The following is a 15,861-nucleotide window of genomic DNA, read 5'->3' on the forward strand; positions in this document are numbered from 1 at the left end:
TTGTACGCCCTCCTCAGCGCAGCTTGGGGTCGAGGGCGTTGCGAACGGCTTCGCCGAGCATGATGAACGCCAGGACGGTGAGGCTCAGCATGATCGACGGGTACAGCAGGATGTGCTGCGACGTACGGATCGCCTGAACACCGGCGGAGATGTCGAGGCCCCACGAAACGGTCGGGGCGGCGAAGCCGAGACCGAGGTAGGACAGGGTCGCCTCGGCGGAGATGTAGCCGCCGAGCGCGATGGTGGCGACGACGATCACGGGAGCCATGGCGTTCGGCAGGATGTGCCGGAACAGGATCCGCGTGGTGCCGGCGCCGAGCGCCTTGGCCGCGTGCACGTAGTCGGCCTGCTTGACCGTGATCACGGCGCCGCGCATGACGCGGGCCATCTGCGTCCAGCCGAGGAACGCGAGCGCTCCGACGACGACCAGGATGGTGCGCTCGGTGAAGGCCTGCAGGACGACCATGGCGCCGAGCAGGAACGGGATGCCGAAGAAGATGTCGGTGACCCGGGAGAGGAGCGCGTCGATCCAGCCGCCGAAGTAGCCGGCGAGCATGCCCACGAGGCCACCGAGGAAGGTGACGATCGCGGTGACGAGGATGCCGACGATGACCGAGGCACGGGTGCCGTAGATCAGGCGGGCGTAGACGGAACGGCCCTGGATGTCGTAGCCGAGCCAGCCCTCGGAGCCGATCTTGCTGAGCTCCGGCTTGCCGACGTAGTGGTTCACGAGGTCGCCCGCGGTGGGCGAGGCGCTGGTGAAGAGCGTCGGGAACGCCGCGATGAGCAGCAGGAAGAAGATCAGCACCGACGACACGAGGAAGTACGGGTTGCGGCGCAGGTCACGCCAGGCGTCGCCCCACAGGGAGCGGGGCTTCTCCGGCTTGGCCTGGGGCGCGGGAGCGTCCACCGAGGGGGTGGCGACGACGGCCGCGTCAGCGGTCTTGGTCACGTCAGGCATACCGGATCCTCGGGTCCAGGACCGCGTACAGCAGGTCGATGAGCAGGCTGGTGACGAGGTAGACGACCACGAGGACGGTGACGAGACCGACCAGGGTGGAGCCCTCGCGGCGGGTGATCGACTCGTAGATCAGACCACCGACGCCCTTGACGTTGAAGAGGCCTTCGGTGACGACCGCACCGCCCATGAGGGCGCCGATGTCGGTGCCGAGGAAGGTGACCACGGGGATCATCGAGTTGCGCATCAGGTGGACACCGATGACGCGCCGCTTCGGCAGGCCCTTGGCGATGGCCGTGCGCATGTAGTCGGCGCGCAGGTTCTCGGCCATCGAGGTGCGGGTGAGCCGCGCCACATAGGCGAGCGAGAGGCCACCGAGGACGATGGCGGGGGCGATCATCTCCGAGAGCAGCTGGTCCTTGCTCACGTTCGGCTGGATCCAGCCGAGCTGGAAGGCGAACACCACCTTGATGAGGAAGCCGAGCACGAACACCGGGATCGAGATGATCAGCAGGGTGAAGATCAGGATCGCGTTGTCGGCGAGGCGCCCGGCACGGAGGCCGGCGATGATGCCGAGGCCGATGCCGAAGACGAGCTCGAACGCGAAGGCCAGGGCCGCCAGCTGGATGGTGACGGGGAAGGCGTCGCCCAGCACTTCGGTGACCGGCCGGCCGTTGCGGATCTGGGTACCGAAGTCCAGGTGACCGATGATGCCCCACATGTAGTCGGCGTACTGGACCAGGATGTGACGGTCCAGGCCGAGTTCATGTCTCTTGGCGGCCAGGGTCGCCGGGTCGGCCCCCTTGTCGCCGAACAGCCCCAGCACGGGGTCGCCGGGCAGGCTGTAGACCAGAAAGAAGATCAGAGCGGTTGTCCCGAGGAAAACCGGGATCATCTGGAGCAGTCGTCGTGCGACATAGCGCCCCATCATGCCTCCGTTGAAATGTGACGGCCGCAGCCGACGGGCCCTCCCGCGACAGGACTGTCCGGATTCGGACAGCGCGATGCCGTGGAAGGGCCCCCCAGCCACTGCGTAAGACACCGTGCACGGGACTGACGACCCGTCAGTCCCGTGACGGCGTGCGGACTACGCTTGGGTGATTACTTCTGCTTGACCTCGACGCCGGTCAGGATCGGGTCGCCGTCCTGGCCGTACGCCACGCCGGAGACGCTCTCCGAGTAGCCCGCGTTGACCTTGTAGTACCAGAGCGGGATGGACGGCATGTAGTTCACCAGGTCCTTCTCGATCGCCTGGTACTCCTTGACGGACTCCTCGAGAGTCGCGGCGGAGTCGGCCTTGGCGATCTTGGCGTCCAGCTCCTTGTTGGAGAAGTCGCCCTGGTTGCCGCCCGCACCCGTGCGGAACAGGTCCGAGATGAAGTTGGCGTTCACCGGGTAGTCGAGCACCCAGCCGGAGCGGTACAGGGACTTGACCTGCTTCTCCTTGCGGGCCGTCAGGTCCGCCTGGAAGTCCGGCTTGCCGTCGCCGACGCACTCGACGGACGTGGCCTGGGTGATGGAGTTGCAGACGGCCTCCACCCACTCCTTGTGGCCACCGTCGGCGTTGTACTGGATGGAGATCTTGTTGTTCGGGACGCCGCCGCCGGCCTTGATGAGCTCCTTGGCCTTGGCGGGGTCGAACTTGGTGATCTCGACCGCGTTCGGCTGGTAGCCGAGGACGCCCTTGGCGACCCAGCCGGTGGCGGGCTCACGGGTGCCGTTGAGCACCGTCTTGGTGATGGTGGCCCGGTCGATCGCCATGGACAGACCCTGCAGGACGCGCGGGTCGACGGCCTTCGGCTTCTTCCACTGGTCGGCGTAGAAGGCGATGGCGATGGTCTGGATCGCGGAGTACGCCTGGTCCACGGCGCGGTCGCCGAGGTCCTGACGGTAGACCGGGAGGTCCTTCGGGGCGATCTGGCGCAGGACGTCGACGTTGCCCGACTTCAGGTCCTCGTACGCGGCCTCGAGGGTGGTGTAGTTCTTGAACGTCACACCACCGTTCTTCGCCTTGTTCGGGCCCTTGTAGTCGTCGTAACGGACGATCTCGATCTGCTTCTTGTGGTCCCAGCTCTTGAACTTGTAGGGACCGTTGCCGACCGGCTTCTGGCCGCCGGCCTCGGGGTCCTTGTAGAAGGACTCCGGGAGCGGGGCGAAGACGATGTAGGCGAGCTTGTGGGCGAAGTACGGAACCGGCTTCGCGAGCTCGATGGTGAGGGTGGTCTCGTCGACGACCTTCAGGCCGTCGAGGGTCTTGGAGGTCGGCTTGGCGCCCTCCTCCTCGGGGTGGACCTTCTCGAAGCCCTTGATGTCCGCGAACCAGGACGCGAGGCCCTGGGCGTTCTCGATGTTGGCGTTCCAGTTCCACGCGTCCACGTAGGACTTGGCGGTCACCGGGGTGCCGTCGTGGAAGGTCCAGCCCTTCTTGAGCTTGACGGTCCACAGCTTCGAGTCGGTGCTGGTGACCGACTCGGCGTTGATCATCTCGAGCGAGCCGTCGGCCTTGTAGTCGACCAGGGTCGAGAACAGGCCGGCCATGACCGCGGAGCCGTTCGACTCCATCGTGTCGCCGGTGAGCAGCGGCTTCTCCGGCTCACCCAGCTCGACGGAGAAGATGCCGTTCGGGTCGACCTTGCCACCGGCGCTGTCGCCCTTGTCGCCATTGCCCCCGCCACAGGCGGTCGCAGCCAGGGCGACGATGATCGCGCCCGCTACCCACTTGGCGCTCTTGGCACCGCGCATGGGTTTCCTCCTCATGAGTCCACTTGTCATCAAGAAGGGCACTTCGAGACCTGCCGACACCCCTGACGGCGTTGATCCCCCGGTACCCCGAGTGTGCTCGTGAGTCGGCACTCCCCACAGTGCGTGACCCATTGACCCGAGCTCAATGGAGCCAACTATTAAGTACGTCCGGGCTGTAAACCACACTTAAGTGGTCTCGTTTTGACAACATCACCTAGGGCCCAGATACCGAAATCCGGACAAAGTGAGCACAGACAGACACCCGCGAAACGGACCGTTAACACACGTACCGGAGAGCGATGACCGGAATCCGGACACACGGTCGAAGCAATGCGTTTGACGAAAACGGCCTGGCCACTCGCACATTGTGCGAGTGGCCAGGCCCTTCGTGTGAGATGCGGCTCAGCCGTTCCGGGCCGGAACGGCGTCGCCCGCCGCACCGGAAGCGGTGCGGCGGGCGACGGCGCGTCAGGTCTCCCCGCGCGTCGGGCGTTCTCGGCGCGTCAGGCGTTCTTGGCGCGCGAGGCGGAGCGGCTGCGCTCCTTCTGGTCCAGGACGACCTTGCGGATGCGGACGGCCTCCGGGGTCACCTCGACGCACTCGTCGTCGCGGCAGAACTCCAGGGACTGCTCCAGGGAGAGCTTGCGCGGCGGGACGATCGCCTCGAACGAGTCGGCCGACGAGGACCGCATGTTCGTGAGCTTCTTCTCCTTGGTGATGTTCACGTCCATGTCGTCGGAGCGCGAGTTCTCGCCGACGATCATGCCCTCGTACACCTCGGTGCCGGGGTCGGTGAACAGGACGCCGCGCTCCTGGAGGTTGGTCATCGCGAAGGCGGTGACCGCGCCGGCGCGGTCGGCGACCAGGGAGCCGTTGTTACGGGTCTGGAGCTGGCCGAACCACGGCTCGTGGCCCTCGTGGATCGAGTGGGCGATGCCGGTGCCGCGGGTGTTGGTGAGGAACTCCGTACGGAAGCCGATCAGGCCGCGGGACGGGACGACGAACTCCATGCGGACCCAGCCGGAGCCGTGGTTCGACATGTTGTCCATGCGGCCCTTGCGGACGCCCATGAGCTGGGTGACGGCGCCCATGTGCTCCTCGGGCACGTCGACCGTGAGGCGCTCGACGGGCTCGTGGATCTTGCCGTCGACCTCCTTGGTGACGACCTGGGGCTTGCCGATGGTGAGCTCGAAGCCCTCGCGGCGCATCTGCTCGACCAGGATGGCGAGCGCGAGCTCACCACGGCCCTGGACCTCCCAGGCGTCCGGACGCTCGGTCTCCAGGACGCGGAGCGAGACGTTGCCGATGAGCTCGCGGTCCAGACGGTCCTTGACCTGGCGGGCGGTGACCTTGCGGTCCTTGACCGCCGACTTGGCCTCGGCGCCCTTGCCGGTGCCGCCGCGGCCGACGAGCGGCGAGGTGTTGGTGCCGATGGTCATGGAGATGGCCGGCTGGTCGACCGTGATCAGCGGCAGCGCGATCGGGTTCTCCGGGTCGGCCAGGGTCTCGCCGATCATGATGTCGGGGATGCCGGCGACGGCGCAGATGTCACCGGGGCCGGCGACCTCGGCGGGCTTGCGGGTGAGCGCCTCGGTCATCATCAGCTCGGTGATGCGGACGTTGGAGATCGTGCCGTCCCGCTTGATCCACGCGACCGTCTGGCCCTTGCGCAGCTCGCCCTGCTCGACGCGGAGCAGCGCGATGCGGCCGAGGAAGTTGTCGGCGTCCAGGTTGGTGACGTGGGCCTGGAGCGGGGCCTCCTCGTCGTACGCCGGGGCCGGGACGTGCTCCAGGATCGTGGAGAAGAACGGCTCCAGGTTCTCGGAGTCCTGCGGGACCGTGCCGTCCTCCGGCTTGGTCAGCGAGGCGATGCCGTCGCGGCCGCAGGCGTAGACGATCGGGAACTCGATCTGGTCCTCGTCGGCGTCCAGGTCGAGGAAGAGGTCGTAGGTCTCGTTGACGACCTCGTCGATCCGGGAGTCCGGGCGGTCCGTCTTGTTGATGCAGAGGATGACCGGCTTGCGCTGCTGGAGGGCCTTGCGCAGGACGAAGCGGGTCTGCGGGAGCGGACCCTCGGAGGCGTCCACCAGGAGGACGACCGCGTCCACCATCGACAGACCGCGCTCGACCTCGCCGCCGAAGTCGGCGTGGCCGGGGGTGTCGATGATGTTGATCGTGATCGGGGCCCCGCCGTCCTTGGGGTGGTACTTCACCGCCGTGTTCTTGGCGAGGATCGTGATGCCCTTCTCACGCTCCAGGTCGTTCGAGTCCATCATGCGGTCGTCGAGCTGCTGGTGGGCGGCGAAGGCACCGGCCTGCTTGAGCATGGCGTCGACGATGGTCGTCTTGCCGTGGTCGACGTGGGCGACGATGGCGACGTTACGGATGTCGTGGCGCGTGGGCATGGGTGGCTTGCGCTTCTCTCGGATCGTGGGAATCGGCGTCAGTTCCTCTTACGCCCGCCGGGCGGACGCGCCACGGCTATGTCCCATGGTACGGGGCTGCCGCGCAAGGGGCTTCCCCGGATCGATCCGAGAGGGTCTACTGGGACGTTTCGGGGTGGGTCCCAGGGGGTGGAGAAGATCATGCGGTCCGGGTCAAGGGGCCGACGCGATCCTGCCCGCCGGGGTCACCGGCGGGCAAGGAACTTGAGCTGCTTCTGAGGTTGTGACCTGTGGTTTCAGCCGTTCGACGGGCTACCCTTGGTCGTTTCGCTCTTCTTGAAACCGATGTCCTGGTAACGGGGGGCGGCGAAGCCCCAGGCGCCGGCGTTCACCACGTCCTGCCGGGCGGCGACCAGCTGGGGGCGCTGGTACAGCGGGATGGAGCCGGCCGCGGCCCAGATCCGGGCGTCGGCCTGGCGGATCAGATCGCCCGCCTCCTCCTCGTCGAGGGTGCCGGCGGCCTGGTCGAAGAGCTGGTCGATCCGGTCCGTGCCGACCCGCGAGTAGTTCTGCTCGACCAGCAGGGAGCCGTCCGAGGCGGGCTCGGGCTTGGCGAAGATCGGCCGGGCGTCGGTCGCCGGGAAGGCGGAGGCCGGCCAGGAGTAGAGGGCCAGGTCGTAGTCGCCCGAGGCGATGTGGTCCTTGAAGAAGCTCTCGTCGGAGACCTTGGTGACCTCGGTGCGGATCCCGACGGCGTCGAGCATCCGGACGATCCGGTCGCCGACCGCCCGCAGCGTCTCCGAGCCGGGGCCCGAGGGCAGGACGAAGCGGAGGCTGAGGGCCTTGCCGTCCTTGCCGAGGGCCCGGGGGGCGGCGGGGACGGCGGCCGGGGCGGCGCTGCCCAGGGGCGCGTAGGCGCCGGCCACGCCCTTGTCCGGCTTGGCGTTCCCGGGCCCGGCCGCGGCGCGGGCGCCGGTGTCGAGGGCCTCGGCGCGGGCCAGCAGGGCGGCGCTCTGGCGGGCCGCCGCGGGGGCCGGGGCGAGGACCCGGGTGCCGGTCTCGGGGCCGCCGGGGCCGATCCGGGGGGCGGCGGGCAGCTCGCCGGGCTTGTCGTCGCCGACGATGTAGAGGCCGTCGTCGGAGGCGGTGTCGCCCTGTCCGGCCCTCTTCCCGGAGGCGGCCTCCTGCTTGGAGTCGGCCTCCTTCGCCGCCTTCGCCTCCTTCTCGGTCTCCGCCTTCTTCTCGGCCTCGGAGCCGGCCTTGGTGCCGGCGGGCTTCTTCTGGGCCCCGCCGGGGACCCAGCCGGCGTCGGCGAGGAGGGCGCGGGCCTCCTTGGTGTCCTGGTCGCCCAGCGCGTCGCTGCTGTCGGCGTAGGCGGCCTGGCCCGCCAGGGCGAGGTGGCTGCCGGGCGGGTCGGCGGGGAGTCCGAGCGGCTTGAGCACGGATTCGGCCAGTTCCCTGCGGTCGATGGCGCGGGCGACCGCGCGGCGGACCCGTTCGTCGGCGAGCGGGCCGGACTCGCCGTTGAGGGAGAGCTGGGTGTAGGCGGGCTCCAGGGACTTGCGGACGACGTAGCCGGCGAGGGTGTCCTGGGCCGCGGCGTAGCGGGCGGCGGCGGCCTTGTTCTCGGCGCGGGCGGCCTTGACCTCGGCGGCCAGCTCCTCGTCCGCGCCGTGGGCGAGCGCCCAGGAGCCGAGGGCCTTGCCGGGGGTGATGGCGGAGCCGGGGCCGTGCAGCTGGGCGGCCTGGGCGCCGCTGCGGCCGGCGTCGGCGTCCTTGAGGGCGAGGGCGATGCGCTCGGCGGTGGAGCGGTCGATCTCGGCCAGGTCGAGCTTCCCGCCGGCCAGGGCGGCCTCCCGGTCGGCGCGCGGGACGGCGCGCAGCACGAGGCTGTCGAGCTTGGCGGGCTTCCCCCACCAGCGGGGGTTGCGGGTGAGGGAGAGGTCGCCGGTCTTGCGGTCCACTCCGCCCAGCAGGAACGGTCCCGCGGTGACCTTGAGGGTGGTGCGGGCCCCGTCGTTGAAGGAGTTCGGGGAGCCCATCACCTGCTTCGGGTAGAGCGGGGTGAAGAGGGAGCGCCAGTCGGCGTAGGGCTTGGCGAAGGTGACCCGCACCTCCAGGTCGTTCCGGCCCTTCTCGATCTTCTCGATCCGCTCGTAGCCGGCGTTGCGGGCCGTCCAGTAGGCGGTGTCGCGGCCGCTGAGGGCCCGCCACTGGGCGACGAAGTCGGCGGCGCCGATCTCGCGCCCGTCGCTCCACACGGCCTGCTGGTTGAGCTTGTAGAGGACGACCTGGCGGGGCTCGGTCTCGACGACCTCCGCGGTCTCCAGGTAGTCGGGGTTGAGCCGGGGCCTGCCGCGCTCGTCCAGGGTGTGCAGGGCGGGCAGCACGGCGCCCGCGACGCGACTGGTGGCGGCGTCGGCGTCGGCCTGGAAGGCGTTGAAGGTGGCGGGCAGGGCGTCCACCGCCCACCGCAGGGTGCCGCCGTCGTCGACCAGGCCGCGCGCGGTGGGCGCGTTGTCCTGGGCCGCGGCCGGGGAGGCGTCGGCGTCGCCGTCGGAGCTGCATCCGGCGAGGACGGTGACGGCGAGGACCGCGCTGGTGAGGGTGGCGACGGAGCGGAGTGTTCGGGAGCGGGGGCTCCTGGACGAACCGGCCCATGTCCTCCCCTGGGGGGCGCCGACCTGGGACATGACTTTTACCCCTTCGTCCGTTTTATGCCATTTGGAGATGATCAGATCTCTTGGTCATCCCACTGAACGGCACCCTGCGGACGCGGCCCCGCCGACACGGCGGCGGCCCCGGCAAACCCCACTCGTGCGGCCCAACAGCCCCGCACGGCTCCCCCCTTGCGCGACTCCCCCTCGCGCGCGACTCCCTCGCCCGGCTCTCCCCTCACGCGCGACTCCCTCGTACGGCTCCCCCGGACGCGGCCCCCGCGGCCGCTCAGCCCGTACGGGCCCAGCCGGCGCGGTAGGCGGCCCAGTCCCCCGGCTCCTCCGCGAAGTCCACGTAGAGCGCGACGCCGAAGCGCTCGCGGCCCGGGTCGGTGCGGCCGAGGCCGAGCCGCACGCCCCGGACGGCGGCCTCGACGGTCTCGGCGCTCTCGTGGTGCCCCAGGTCGTCCTCGTGGAAGAAGGGCAGCCCCATGAGCAGGTCGGTGGAGTCCGGGGTGACCTCCAGGGCGAGCGCGGTCTGCTGGGCGACGTAGCCGCCGTACGAACTCTCCAGCGGCATCCAGGTGTCGTAGGACATGACGGCGATCTGGTCGACCCGGCGGGCCACCTCGCCGAAGTACTCCTGCGACCACCACTTGCCCTGGTCCGAGAAGAGGCGGAGCACGGAGTGGGCGTTCGGCAGCGGGTCGATCTGGTGGGCGGCGACCGAGAGCGGCGCGTTCCGGGAGCGGGTCAGCCGCCCCAGGTCGTCCAGGAGCGTCAGGTAGTCGGCGTCGCCCGACTGGAGCGGCTCCAGGTCGAAGTGGACGCCGTCGAAGCCCGCGTCCAGGACCTGGCGGGCGGAGGCCGTGACCGCCTTCCGGGAGGCGGCGTCGGAGAGCCGCAGGCCGGTCGGCCCGTCGTTGGCGAGGACGTCGCCGAGCCAGGCCTGGACGCGTATCCCCGGCAGCACCCGGTGGACGCCGTCGGTCAGCCACTTCGCGCGCGGGTGCCGGGCGGCCGGCAGGGTGCCGTCGTGTTCGAGCGGCCCGGCGTGCACGTACAGGTCCCTGACGCCGGTGCCCTTCAGCCGCTCGGCGAGGGCCGTGAGGTCGGCGTCCTTCTTCCTGCCGTCCACCCACGCGTGCCCGATCCAGTACGCGTCCTTCCCGCGCGTGCGGGCGTCGTCGCGCAGGTCGCCCGCGTAGCTCACCCGCAGGGCGAGCACCCCGAAGAGCGGCGGCACCACGAGGAGCAGCACCGGCACCAACACCCACCAGCGCCCCTTGCGCCACATCCGCCTCAGTCGTCCGTCCATCCGTGCCCCCAGAGAGCGTCGCGGGCCTCTCCGCCGCCGGAGGGGCCGCCGTAAAGATCGGCTCCGACGGGGACGTCCGGGCCCCGGCGGTCGGTTTCCGGGGCGTCGGCGGCCGGGTCGCGGGGCACCGGCCGTCCGGTCGCGAGGTGCCGGCCGTCCAGTCGCGGGGCACCGGCCGCCGGGTCGCGAGGCGCCAGCCGTCCAGTCGCGGGGCACCGGCCGTCCGGTCGCGAGGCGCCAGCCGCCGGGTCACGGGGCGTCGGCCGTCCGGTCGCGGGGCCGCAGAGCAGTACATAACCTCCCTTTTGTGACCCGAACAGCCACCCGAGCCCTGCTCGCGATGCTCGTGGCGGCGTGGTGGCTCGTCGCGCCCGCCGCCTCCGGCGCCCGCGCCGACGACCCCGTCGTCCTCCCCTCCGACGGGCAGATCCTCGACCGGGTGGACGCCCTGCGGGACCGGCGCCCCGAGGTCGCCGAGGCCCTCGACCGGCTCTACGACGACCGCCGCCTCCAGCTCTTCGTGGTCTACGTCCGGGACTTCTCCGGCCGCTCCGGCCAGGACTGGGCGGACGCGACCGCCGAGCGCAACGGCCTGGGCCTCGACGACGTGCTGCTCGCCGTCGCCACCCACGAGCGCCGGTACGGCTACTCCGTCGACCCCGGCTCCCGGCTCACCCAGGCCCAGCTGGACGACGTGGCCAGGACCGCGATCGAGCCCGCGCTGCGCGCGAACGACTGGGCGGGCGCCGCGATCGGCGCGGCGGACGGCTACGGCGCGGTCCTCGCCGGCCTGCCCGTCCCCGCCCCGGAGATCACCCCCGGCCCCGCCGACCCGGGCGGCTCCGGCGGCTCCGCCTCCGGGACCGACCTGATCCTCCCGATCGCGCTCGTCGGCGGCGCCGGCGCGGTGGCGGCGTACGCGTACACCCGCCGCAAGCGGCGGACCTCGACCCGCACCACGCCCGGCGGCGACGGTCAGGGCTGGGGGCGGCCCGCACCGCCCTCCCTGGAGGAGCTGGACGGCCGGGCCCGGCGGACGCTGGTCGAGACCGACGACGCCGTCCGCACCAGCCAGGAGGAACTGGGCTTCGCCACCGCGCAGTTCGGCGAGGAGGCCACCCGTCCCTTCGAGGAGGCGCTGGCCTTCGCCAAGGAGCAGCTGACCGCCTCCTTCCGGCTGCGGCAGAAGCTCGACGACTCCTTCCCCGAGGACGAGGCCACCCGGCGCGCGATGCTCGACGAGATCCTGCGCCGCTGCGCCGAGGCCGACGCCCGGCTGGACGCGGAGACCGAGGACTTCGACCGGCTGCGGGCGCTGGAGCGGACCGCGCCCGAGGCGCTCGCCGCGGTCGAGACGGCCTTCCGCGCGCAGACCGGCCGGGTCTCCGGCGCCGAGGCGGCGCTGGCGGCGATGCGCGAGCGGTACCCGGAGTCCGCGGCCGCCCCGGTCGCCGGGGACGCCGAGCAGGCCAAGGACCGGCTGGTCTTCGCCACCACCCACATCAACCAGGCCCGTCAGTCCGTCGACGCCGGCGACACCGGCTCCGCGGCGGTGCACGTGCGGGCCGCCGAGGGCGCGGTCGACCAGGCGGCCCGGCTGATCGAGGCGGTGGACCGGCGGGCGCGGGAGCTGGCCGAGGCGGCCGGCCGGCTGCCCGGCGTGCTCACCGAGACGGACGCCGACCTGGCCGAGGCCCGCGGTCTCCTCGAAGGGAGCGCCCGCGGCGCCTCGACGGGCGACCTGCGCGGCCGGATCGCCCGCGCGGAGTCGGTGGCGGCGGAGGTCCGGCGGGCGATGGAGGCGGGGCGGTACGACCCCCTGGACGCGCTGCGCCGGATCGAGGAGGCGGACACGGCGCTCGACGCGGCGCTGACCGGAGCGCGGGAGCGCGAGTCCGGCGACGCGCGGGCCCGGGCGCTGCTCGACGAGGCGCTGCTGACGGCCCGTGCGGAGCTGGGGGCGGCCTCGGACTACGTCCAGACGCACCGGGGCGCGGTGGGCAGCGAGGCCAGGACCCGGCTGGCGGAGGCGCAGCGGCGGCTGGAGAAGGCGCGGGCGCTGGCGGCGGACGAGCCGCAGGAGGCGCTGGCGGAGGCCCAGCGGGCGGACGGGCTCGCGCGGCGGGCGCAGGAGCTCGCCGAGCAGGACGTGCGGCGGTACGGGAACCCGAACGGGCCGGGCGGGGTGGCGGGAGGGAGCGGGGGCGGCGGGCTCGGCGGGGCCGTGCTCGGCGGCATCGTCCTCGGCGGGCTGTTCGGCGGGGGCTCCGGCGGAGGAAGGGGCGGGCGCGGGGGCGGGTTCGGGGGCGGTTTCGGGGGCGGAGGTTTCGGCGGCGGGCCGGGCAGCTTCGGCGGCAGCGGCACGCGCGGCCGGCGGGGCGGCGGCGGCCGCTTCTGAGTTCCACGTCCACGACATCCCCAGGGAGCAGTGCATGAGCAAGCAGACCGTCCTCGGCCGCGTCACCCAGCTGGCGAAGGCGAACATCAACGCCCTCCTGGACCAGGCGGAGGACCCTCAGAAGATGCTGGACCAGCTGATCCGCGAGTACTCGGGGAACATCTCGGAGGCCGAGGAGGCGGTGGCGGCGACCATCGGCAACCTGCGGCTGATGGAGCAGGACCACGCGGAGGACGTGGCGGCGGCGGCCGAGTGGGGCGGGAAGGCGCTGGCGGCCAGCCGGAAGGCGGACGAGCTGCGGGGCGGCGGCCGGGCGGCGGAGGCGGACCGTTTCGACAACCTCGCCAAGGTGGCGCTCGGCCGTCAGCTCCAGTCGGAGAAGGAGGCGCGGACGGCCGAGCCGACCATCGCCGCGCAGACCGAGGTCGTGACGAAGCTGACCTCGGGGCTGGACCAGATGAAGGCCAAGCTGGTCGAGCTCCGGACCAAGCGGGACGAGCTGGTCGCCCGCTCCCGGTCGGCCCGGGCGCAGAACACGATGATGGACGCGGTGAAGAACATCGACGTGCTGGACCCGACGAGCGAGCTGAGCCGCTTCGAGGACAAGGTGCGCCGGGAGGAGGCGCGGGCGCTGGGCAAGCAGGAGCTGGCCGCGTCCTCGCTCGACGCCCAGTTCGAGCAGCTGGACGCGCTCGGCGACGAGGCGGAGATCGCGGCCCGGCTGGCCGCCCTCAAGGCGGCCTGACGGGCCCGGTCCGGTGCGGCGCCCGGTTCAGAACATGCTGAGCAGCTGGTCCACGGTGGGTTCCGCCGTGGGCCCGCCGTCGGGCAGGGCCAGTTCAAACCAGACGGTCTTGCCGCGCGGGGTGCGGCGCGAGCCCCAGGACGCGGAGAGCAGTCCGACGAGCTGGAGGCCGCGGCCGCCCTCGTCGGTGTCCTTGGCGCGGCGCCGGCGCGGCTGCACCAGGCCGGCGTCCCAGACCTCGCAGACCAGGGTGCGGTCGCGCAGCAGCCGGAGCCGTATCTCGCCCTCGCCGTAGCGCAGCGCGTTGGTGACGAGTTCGCTGACGAGGAGTTCGACGGTGTCCACGAGGGCGTCGAGCCCCCAGGCGGTGAGCTGGGTGCGGGCCAGCTCCCGGGCCCGGCCGACGGAGCGGGGCTCGCGGGGCAGCCGCCAGTCCCCCACGGCCTCGGCGGGCAGTCCCTGGATACGGGCCATCAGGAGGGCGATGTCGTCCTCGCCGTGCCCGGTGTCGAGGGTGCTGAGGACCCGGTCGCAGACGTCCTCCAGGGGGCGGGCCCGGTCGGCGAGGGCCCGCCGGAAGGCGCTGAGGCCCTCGTCGAGGGGGTGGTCGCGGGATTCGACCAGGCCGTCGGTGTAGAGCGCGAGGAGGGAACCCTCGGGGAGTTCGACCTCGACCTCCTCGAAGGGTTCGCCGCCGACGCCCAGCGGCATCCCCGGGGGCACGTCGAGGAGCAGGGCCTCCTCGCCGGGTTCGACGAGGACGGGCGGGAGGTGGCCGGCGTTGGCGAAGGTGCAGCGTCTGGTCACCGGGTCGTAGACGGCGTAGACGCAGGTGGCGAGGTAGACCTCGGAGAGTTCGGGGCCGCGGTTCTTGTGCGCGCGGGACTGCTGGGCGCCGATGGGGGCGCCGAGGCCGCGGGCGATCTCGTCGAGGTGGGAGAGGACCTCGGCGGGTTCGAGGTCGAGCTGGGCGAGGGTGCGGACGGCGGTGCGCAGTTCGCCCATGGCGACGGCGGCGCGCAGGCCGCGGCCCATGACGTCGCCGATGACGAGGGCGGTGCGGTGGCCGGGGAGTTCGATGACGTCGAACCAGTCGCCGCCGACCTCGGTGGCGTCGGTGCCCGGGAGGTAGCGGCAGGCGATGTCGAGTCCGGCGGCCTCGGGGTCGCCGGGCGGGAGCAGGCTGCGCTGGAGGATGAGGGCCCGCTCGTGCTCGCGCCGGTAGAGGCGGGCGTTGTCGATGCAGACGGCGGCGCGGGCGGCGAGTTCCACGGCGAGGGCCCGGTCGCGGTCGCCGAAGGGTTCGCTGCCCTTGGCGCGGGAGAACTGCACGAGGCCGACGACGGTGTCGTGGGCGACCATCGGGACGGCAAGGGTGGAGTGGACGAGGTCGCCCTCGCCGCCGGGCACGGTGCGGACGCGGCCGGTGCGCAGGGCGCCCGCGGCGGGCGAGTTGAAGGGGTAGCGGTGGACGGCGCCGACCTCGATGGGGACGGGCCCGCCGCCGTCGCCGGCCGGGCCGTGGCCCTCGTCGGTTCTGAGGGGGGTGTCGGAGACGGCGCTGGCGAAGGCGACCCGGCGCAGTTCGGCGCTGCCCGCGCCGTAGCCGACGTCGTGGGAGCTGCCCCAGCGGCCGGGCGGGGCCTCGTCGCCGGTGAGGAGCCCCTGGTAGAGGTCGACGGAGGCGAGGTCGCAGAAGCCGGGGACGGCGACGGCGAGGAGTTCGCGGGCGGTGGCCTCCAGGTCGAGGGAGTTCCCTATGCGGGCTCCGGCCTCGTTGAGGAGGGCGAGGTTGCGGCGGGCGCTGGCGGCCTCGCGGGCGGCGTTCTGCCGGCGGGTGACGTCGACGCCGAGGCCGGCGACGCCGATCGGGCGGCCGGAGCCGCCGTGCACCCGGTAGAGGTTGATGGACCAGTGGCGGCGGATCCGGGCGCCGGGGGCGGCGCCGGTGATCCGGAGGTCGTTGACGGCCTCCCCGGTCTCCAGGACGCGGCGCAGCGCGGCGGTCATCCGGTCGGCCTCGGGCTTGGCGAGGTAGTCGTGGACGCTCCGGCCGCGGTGGTCGTCGGCATCGCCGCCGAAGACCGCCGCGAAGCGCTGGTTGGCGCGCTTGACGGTGAGGTCGGTGCCGAAGAGGAGGAAGCCGAAGGGCGATTGGCCGAAAATCGCCTGGGAGGCGGCGAGGTCGGTCTCGATCCGGCGCAGTGCCCGGACGTCGACCACGATGCACAGCGCGGCCCGCTCACCGGTCTCGGTCTCGCTCGGCATCACGTACATCTCGGCGAGGCCGTGCGACTGCTCCTGGGCCGGCGCCCCGGCCTGGCCGGGGATGCGGAACGGGACGAGGCCGGTCCATTCGCGCCCGTCGAGGACCTCCTTGACCCGCCGGTGGCCACGATCGCGCAGCTCGGGGGGCATGAACGCCTCGACGGGGTCCTTGCCCCGGGCCTCCCGGGCGTCCACTCCGAAGAGGTCCTCCGCCCGGCGGCTCCACTGGTCGACGCGTCCGTCGGGCCCGAGGGAGAAGGAGGCGACCCGGATGTAGTCGTAGATCGAACCGGGCGGGCTGCTCTGCCACACGACGCCGCCCGTCGTCTCGGATATCTCGCTCACGCGACCGTCCCCTCCAGCTCACCGCACCGGACCGGCCATACCCGCA

At 72.0% G+C, this 15,861-nt stretch carries 9 protein-coding genes; 2 read left to right on the forward strand and 7 right to left on the reverse strand.

Features of this window, described 5'->3' with window-relative positions; all coding sequences use genetic code 11:
* Positions 1-13: 13 nt before the first annotated feature.
* From ACF1ED_RS05825 to ACF1ED_RS05850, 6 genes are all read right to left on the reverse strand, one after another.
* The gene (locus ACF1ED_RS05825) at positions 14-961 is read right to left on the reverse strand and encodes an ABC transporter permease (protein ID WP_391757127.1); all 948 of its coding nucleotides are present in this window, start codon (positions 959-961) and stop codon (positions 14-16) included.
* Entirely contained in the window at positions 954-1,886 is a 933-nt protein-coding gene (locus ACF1ED_RS05830; RefSeq protein WP_391757523.1) for an ABC transporter permease, read from the reverse strand. Before ACF1ED_RS05830 ends, ACF1ED_RS05825 begins: the two co-directional genes overlap by 8 nt.
* Before the next feature lie 173 nt (positions 1,887-2,059).
* Positions 2,060-3,700, reverse strand: a complete 1,641-nt coding sequence (locus ACF1ED_RS05835; RefSeq protein ID WP_391757128.1) for an ABC transporter substrate-binding protein — start codon at positions 3,698-3,700, stop codon at positions 2,060-2,062.
* A gap of 503 nt (positions 3,701-4,203) precedes the next feature.
* Positions 4,204-6,105 (reverse strand): translational GTPase TypA, encoded by a 1,902-nt coding sequence (gene typA / locus ACF1ED_RS05840; RefSeq protein ID WP_391757129.1) that lies wholly within the window; start codon positions 6,103-6,105, stop codon positions 4,204-4,206.
* A gap of 275 nt (positions 6,106-6,380) precedes the next feature.
* Entirely contained in the window at positions 6,381-8,777 is a 2,397-nt protein-coding gene (locus ACF1ED_RS05845; protein ID WP_391757130.1) for an ABC transporter family substrate-binding protein, read from the reverse strand.
* Positions 8,778-9,030: 253 nt separating this feature from the next.
* Positions 9,031-10,059 carry a hypothetical protein gene (locus ACF1ED_RS05850; protein WP_391757131.1) on the reverse strand — a complete coding sequence of 343 codons (1,029 nt, stop codon included), beginning with the start codon at positions 10,057-10,059 and terminating at the stop codon, positions 9,031-9,033.
* 340 nt (positions 10,060-10,399) lie between these two features.
* Here ACF1ED_RS05850 and ACF1ED_RS05855 point away from each other — a divergent pair, with 340 nt between their 5' ends.
* Positions 10,400-12,457 carry a TPM domain-containing protein gene (locus ACF1ED_RS05855; protein ID WP_391757525.1) on the forward strand — a complete coding sequence of 686 codons (2,058 nt, stop codon included), beginning with the start codon at positions 10,400-10,402 and terminating at the stop codon, positions 12,455-12,457.
* Between the two features lie 34 nt (positions 12,458-12,491).
* Positions 12,492-13,202, forward strand: a complete 711-nt coding sequence (locus tag ACF1ED_RS05860; protein ID WP_391757132.1) for a PspA/IM30 family protein — start codon at positions 12,492-12,494, stop codon at positions 13,200-13,202.
* Positions 13,203-13,229: 27 nt separating this feature from the next.
* Here ACF1ED_RS05860 and ACF1ED_RS05865 read toward each other — a convergent pair whose 3' ends face one another.
* The gene (locus ACF1ED_RS05865; protein ID WP_391757133.1) at positions 13,230-15,815 is read right to left on the reverse strand and encodes a SpoIIE family protein phosphatase; all 2,586 of its coding nucleotides are present in this window, start codon (positions 15,813-15,815) and stop codon (positions 13,230-13,232) included.
* Positions 15,816-15,861 lie beyond the last annotated feature (46 nt).

This window comes from Streptomyces sp. NPDC014656 (assembly GCF_043084305.1).
In the GTDB taxonomy this organism is placed as follows: domain Bacteria; phylum Actinomycetota; class Actinomycetes; order Streptomycetales; family Streptomycetaceae; genus Streptomyces.